Raw genomic sequence first — 5,749 nt, forward strand, 5'->3', positions numbered from 1 at the left:
GAGCCCGGTTGAGATATAGGGATGGGATTGAGCGTCGACGTCAGGATTGACTCGCAACGAGATCGGCGCCACTGCGCCGAGCTCGGCCGCGATGGTATTGATGCGTTCAAGCTCTGATTCTGATTCGATGTTGAAGCAGCGGATACCAACCTCGAGCGCCCGGCGGATCTCGTCAGCGCGCTTGCCAACCCCAGAGAAGATCACCTTGGCAGGATCACCCTGAGCCGCTAACACCCGCTCCAGCTCGCCGATCGAAACGATATCGAAGCCGGCTCCCAAGCGCGCGAGCAGGTTGAGCACGGCCAGATTCGGGTTGGCCTTGACCGCGAAGCAGATCAGGTGCGGACGGCGGCCGAAGGCCTTGTCGAAGGCGTGCCAGTGGCGGGTCAGAGTGGCACGAGAGTAGACGTAACAAGGGGTACCGAACTGCTCAGCAATGACGCGCAACGGAACCTGCTCGGCACACAGCTGATCTCCCTGGTAGTTGAAGTGATCCATAAGCGAGGGTCAGGGGCTCTCCGGCTCGGACGGCACCACCGGCACGTCGTCAAGGGCCTCGAGGCCCTCATCAGACCTGTCCGGCCCAGGGATTGGCGCTGTTTGGCTGGCGCCGCCTTGGCTAGTATCCGACAGATACAAAGGACCCTTCTGGCCACAAGCGGCCAGCATCTGACCGAGCGCAAGGATCGCGATGACCAGGTACAGCAGATAGCGGGCCCAGCAATTCATGACTCAATACTGTCGGATCGTGCAAGGTCGAGCAAGCGGCTGGGGTTGCCGCGGTGCTGAGTCTTGATCACCTACTTAGATCACCGAGCTGGGATCACCTATTTGCCAATCACACCCTTAACGAATCCCACCACCTTGTCTTGCGCCTCTCTGGCCCAAGGCGGCTGAGGCCAATTCCAGCCGATGACAATGCCCACCGCGACCCAAAATAGTGCGACAAGTAACATCCTCAACCTCCGCCGCTCGTTGGCGGCCTCTACAACAGTGTCCGGGAAGACCCTAGAGTATGAATGACTTTTCGCACCTGGGCCACCTCTAGCACCAGCCTCTAGCCGCCCTCTGAGACCCCTTACTGGGTCGGATCTGGACCGCGGAGCTAGGGCAAGATCGTGATCGGTGTGCCATCGCGAACCAGCCGCCAGATCTCGTCCATCTCTTCGTTACCCACCGCAATGCAGCCATCCGTCCAGTCTGTGCGCCGATACTCTTCAGCCAGGCGTGGCGACGAGAGCCAGTTTGGCAAGCCATGGATCATGATCATGCCACCCGGCGAGACCCCAAGCGAGCGCGCAACAGTGCGATCGAGTGCGTTCGGGTACGACACATGGATGGACTTGTAAAACGAGCTGTTTGGGTTGCGCCAATCTAGGACATAGTTGCCCTCGGGGGTGCGCTCATCGCCCTCTTGAATCTTATGGCCGCGAGGCTGGTCTCCGAGCGAGATGCGATAGGTGCGATAGACGGCGCCATCCTTGTGCAGCTCCATCGTTCGCTTCGACTTCTTCACCAGCACCGAATCCACGTAAGGACTCGATGTCGCAGCCGGTTTCGACGCACAGCCCGCGCTCAGGCCGACGATCACCAGCATGATCGTGAGCACGAGCCACAGAGACTGCGATCGGCCGCCACTCGAGTGCCGGCTCGGGACACCGCTGAAATACCCGCGCTTGAGCATCGGTAATAGTCCTAAAGTGAGCCCGTTAGGGAGCAAACCTGAGATGGATTCTACTCGAGCCACGAGGCGAGCGATAGGCCACAATGCGGGCTAGCGCAGGATCATCTCGGGAACCCTTGACCCAAGCGATCGAAACGCCTGTGCTAGCATCCGTCGTGCTCTGTTCACACGAAAGCTTATCCCGGCCCGCGGCGTCTCCTAAACCCATGCGAATCCTCCTGCGCATCCTGCTAAGCCTCCTGGTGCTGATCCTTGTCCTCGGGCTGGCTGCAGCCCTGTTGGGTCCCTTCGCCATCAGTCCAGGACCGGCACCTGGGGTCACCGATGCCGCGCTCGTCGCAGCGCCTGAGAGCCGCTTCATCGCGCTGCCGACCTCGGCTGAAGAACGGGCTGAAGAAGACCACGAGCTTCACTACCTGGCGGGGCTGGAGCAGGCGGTGCAGGGCCCAGCCTTTATGCTCCTGCACGGCTTCACCTTCAACCTGTTTACCTGGAGCGAGCTGTTCGACGTCTTTGCCCAATATGGGCCAGTGGTCGCTTACGATCAGTTGCCCTATGGACTGAGCGCCAAGCCGGTACCTGATGCTCAGCAAGGACCAGACATCTACAGCAAAGCTGCCGCTCTTGAGCGGCTGTTCGCGCTCGCTGATGCGCTCGAGCTCGACGAGCTGATCCTGGTTGGAAACTCATCCGGCGGCACGCTCGCCTTGGAGGCAGCACTCGCCCAACCTGAGCGCGTCGCCGGACTCATTCTGATCGCCCCTTGGGTGTATTCAAAGCGGCCAATCTTGCCGGACTGGCTCGTCGGCTTACCGCAGATACAGCGCGTTTCGCTGGGGCTGGCGCGCTACTTGGGCCGCGACAGCCCGCTGCTCGACTACTCCTATGCCGACCCATCGAAGATCGATGAAGAGCGGCGCGCGTTGACAGGCGCCCATCGGCTGATGGCAGGCTGGGACCTTGCCTGGGGCGCCTTGCTCCAGCGCTCGCTGACTGATCCGGTGACCATTGCCGAGCGTCTTGGGGAGATCGAGCAGCCCACGCTGGTCCTGACCGGGGATGCCGATCAGATCGTACCCATGAGCGATACAATGGCCACCGCAAAGACCTTGCCGAATGCGACCTTGGTGCAACTCTCCGGCTGCGGCCACCTGCCTCAGGAAGAATGCCCAGACCAGGTCGAAGCGGCGATCAGAGACTGGCTCGCGGCACGCGGCCTTCAGGCCGAGCCAACACCCTGAGCCGCTGACGCGGCTCAAGACATCCCTCCGACCGAGGACGCGATGATGAGCGCAGCGGCCGAGCAACAAGAACAGCCTAGCCTGGACCCAACGCAGGCAACCGATCCAGCCTCTGGGCAAGGCCCAGACGACAGGCCAAGCTGCTTGGTGTTTGGCGCCAGTGGCTATATCGGCAGCCACCTGGTACCGAGACTGCTGGACGAGGGCATCGCAGTGCGCGTGAGCAGTCGCAATCGCGCAGTGCTCGAGGCGCGCGGCTGGGATGGCGTCGAGATTGTCACCGCCGATGCGCTCGAGTCCCCGAGTCTTGACCGAGCGCTCGCCGGTATCGAGATCGCCTACTACCTGGTGCACTCGATGGCCGCCGGCAAGGACTTCGGGCGGCTCGACCTCCAGGCCGCGGCCAACTTTGCTGAAGCAGCCGAGCGTGCCGGTGTTCGGCGCATCGTCTATCTGGGCGGCCTGGTTCCGGACGATGCCGAGAGCGAGCATATCGTCTCTCGCCGCGATACTGGCGACGTTCTGCGTCGCGGCAAGGTCCCGGTGACCGAGCTACGCGCAGGCATCATCGTTGGGCCTGGCTCGGCCGCCTTCGAGGTCATGCGCGACCTGGTCTATCACCTGCCGGTGATGATCACACCGCGTTGGGTCGAGGCCAAGTCCCCACCGCTGGCGCTCGACAATCTGCTCATGTACCTGGTGCGGCTACCACAGCTCGAGGCAGCCGAAGGTCGCATCTTCGACGCCGGCGGCCCAGAGACCCTGACCTACCGGGAAATGATGTGCATCCTGGCCGAGGTGGGCGGCCGGCGCCCGCCACTGATCATCCCTGTGCCCGTGCTGACCCCGAAGCTCTCGGCCTACTGGCTGCGCTTCGTGACGGCAGTACCGACCAACATCGCCCGCGCCCTGATCGAGGGGCTCAAGCATGACTTTTCCGCTGACGACAGCGAGCTGAAGCGTTTGGTACCCCAACATCTGCTCGGTTTCCGTGAGGCGGTCGAAGCCGTCTTCGCCGCCGAGCGCGAAAGTGCGCCCGTCGTCGCCCGCTGGATCGAAGGAGCCTTCGCCGTGCGCCAACAACGTATCGACTATGCCTATTACGCCAAGCGCGCTGGAGGCAGCGCCGAGACCTCGGCGCCGCCAAGCGCGGTCTGGCCGCTGGTCTCCGGGATCGGAGGCTCTGAAGGCTGGTACTACATGAACGGTCTTTGGCAGCTGCGCGACCTGATGGACAAGCTCGCTGGCGGCCCCGGCGGACAGCATGGGCGCCGCCACCCGACCGAGCTGCGCGTCGGCGATCGGATCGGCTCCTGGAGCGTCATCGGTCTCGAGCCCGAGCGCCGTCTGAGTCTGGCCTTCGGTATGCGCGCCCCCGGCGCTGGGATGCTGGAATTTGACCTGGAGCCGCGCGCTGATGGCGGCACCAAGCTCAGTATCACTGCCTACTGGCATCCAGCCGGAGTCTGGGGATTGGCCTATTGGTACAGCTTCCAGCCAGCCCATCAGTTCATCTTCAGCGGCACGGCCAAGGCGATCTGCCAGCGAGCCGAGGCTCGCTCGGGTTGATCAACCACCATCACAACCGCCAAAGGAGCCTTCCATGCACGTCAGCGATTACATGACCGCGACCCCAGTAACGATCGAGACCAGCGCCGACTACCAAGAGGCGTTCCAGATCATGGAAGAGCGCGACCTACACCACTTGCCCGTGGTCGACGCCGAAGGCACCGTCATCGGCATCCTAACCCGACGCGATCTGCAGCTGGCCGCGCGCTGCTTCAAGGAGGCACCGACCGAGGTCGGCGAGGTGATGCATAGTCCAGTGACCACCATCGCCCCGGATGCCGATCTCAGCGTCGCGGTCGAGCGCATGCGCAGTGATCGGATTGGCTGCCTGCCGGTCTCCACCGACGGTGGACGCCACCTCGTCGGCATCATCACCGAGACCGATCTGCTGCACGCACTTGCGCAGCTGCTGGCAGCACGCTAAAGCCGCAGCTCCAGCTCAGGCATCAGTCTTTGCTGATGCCTGATGCCTCACGGACCCATTCACGGTCACGATTGCTGATCTAGGCGGGACTTGATCACCGTTTCCATCCGCCCGAGTCATCTGCGCGTATCCAAGCCCTACTGGCCTGACAGCATCTAAACCTTATGAAGCCCTGAAGACAGCGGGCTCGCCGGGGCTGGCAGGACTCACGCGCAAGACCGACGCGCTTATGGCCTAGCAAAACGCCCTAACAACTGCTTGAATTCTGAGTGAGTCCGCCGCAATTCGGCAATAACCTTAGTGTTTGTCGGAGATACGCACAATGAGAATGGACAAGCTGACAAGCAAGTTCCAGATGGCCCTCGCCGATGCGCAAAGTCTCGCGGTGGGCCGCGACAATCAATTCATCGAGCCGGTGCATCTGATGGTGGCCCTGCTCGATCAGGACGGCGGCACCGTGCGCCATCTACTGGCGCAGGCCGACGTTAGCGTCAATCGGCTTCGCTCAGCACTTGGTGAGATGCTCGAGCGTCTGCCGCAGGTCTCGGGTACCGGCGGCGACGTCACCGTTTCCAATGCCTTGGGCAAACTGCTCAACCTCACCGATAAGCTGGCGCAGTCGCGCAATGACCAGTACATCAGCTCCGAGCTGTTCGTGCTCGCCGCGCTCGAGGATAAGGGCGAGCTCGGCAAATTGCTGCGCGAGGCCGGTGCGAGCAAGGGCGCGCTGGAGAAAGCCATCGAGAACCTGCGCGGCGGCGAGGCAGTGAGTGATCCGAACGCCGAGGAGCAGCGTCAGGCGCTCGAGAAATACACCATCGACATGACCGA

General features: G+C 62.5%; 7 protein-coding genes. 4 read left to right on the forward strand and 3 right to left on the reverse strand.

The features are described 5' to 3' along the window. From ACY693_RS14140 to ACY693_RS14150, 3 genes are all read right to left on the reverse strand, one after another. The coding region (locus tag ACY693_RS14140) for a diaminopimelate decarboxylase family protein (protein WP_462322464.1) at positions 1–498 on the reverse strand (498 nt) is incomplete at its 3' end. 9 nt (positions 499–507) lie between these two features. Next, complete coding sequence (gene lptM, locus ACY693_RS14145) at positions 508–729, reverse strand: LPS translocon maturation chaperone LptM (RefSeq protein WP_462322465.1); 222 nt, start codon at positions 727–729, stop codon at positions 508–510. A gap of 376 nt (positions 730–1,105) precedes the next feature. Continuing rightward, a complete protein-coding gene (locus ACY693_RS14150) occupies positions 1,106–1,684 on the reverse strand; it encodes a L,D-transpeptidase family protein (protein ID WP_462322466.1) in 579 nt (192 codons plus the stop codon). 206 nt (positions 1,685–1,890) lie between these two features. On the opposite strand from ACY693_RS14150, the gene ACY693_RS14155 reads away from it, so the two are divergent. The 4 genes from ACY693_RS14155 to ACY693_RS14170 all read left to right on the forward strand — a co-directional run. Further along, on the forward strand, positions 1,891–2,925 hold the full coding sequence (locus ACY693_RS14155) for an alpha/beta fold hydrolase (RefSeq protein WP_462322467.1): 1,035 nt from the start codon (positions 1,891–1,893) through the stop codon (positions 2,923–2,925). Positions 2,926–2,970: 45 nt separating this feature from the next. Beyond that, a complete protein-coding gene (locus tag ACY693_RS14160; RefSeq protein ID WP_462322468.1) occupies positions 2,971–4,494 on the forward strand; it encodes an SDR family oxidoreductase in 1,524 nt (507 codons plus the stop codon). A gap of 34 nt (positions 4,495–4,528) precedes the next feature. Beyond that, the gene (locus ACY693_RS14165; RefSeq protein ID WP_462322469.1) at positions 4,529–4,918 is read left to right on the forward strand and encodes a CBS domain-containing protein; all 390 of its coding nucleotides are present in this window, start codon (positions 4,529–4,531) and stop codon (positions 4,916–4,918) included. Between the two features lie 322 nt (positions 4,919–5,240). Beyond that, positions 5,241–5,749: Clp protease N-terminal domain-containing protein (locus ACY693_RS14170; RefSeq protein ID WP_462322470.1), on the forward strand; the 509-nt coding region annotated here is incomplete at its 3' end.

It is taken from the genome of Halochromatium sp. (assembly GCF_054919635.1).

Bases quoted from the DNA above. Each gene is read 5' to 3' on its own strand.
- ACY693_RS14165 (WP_462322469.1), top strand. From the start codon at position 4,529: ATGCACGTCAGCGATTACATGACCGCGACCCCAGTAACGATCGAGACC.
- ACY693_RS14155 (WP_462322467.1), top strand. From the start codon at position 1,891: ATGCGAATCCTCCTGCGCATCCTGCTAAGCCTCCTGGTGCTGATCCTT.
- ACY693_RS14150 (WP_462322466.1), bottom strand. From the start codon at position 1,684: ATGCTCAAGCGCGGGTATTTCAGCGGTGTCCCGAGCCGGCACTCGAGT.
- ACY693_RS14160 (WP_462322468.1), top strand. From the start codon at position 2,971: ATGAGCGCAGCGGCCGAGCAACAAGAACAGCCTAGCCTGGACCCAACG.
- lptM (WP_462322465.1), bottom strand. From the start codon at position 729: ATGAATTGCTGGGCCCGCTATCTGCTGTACCTGGTCATCGCGATCCTT.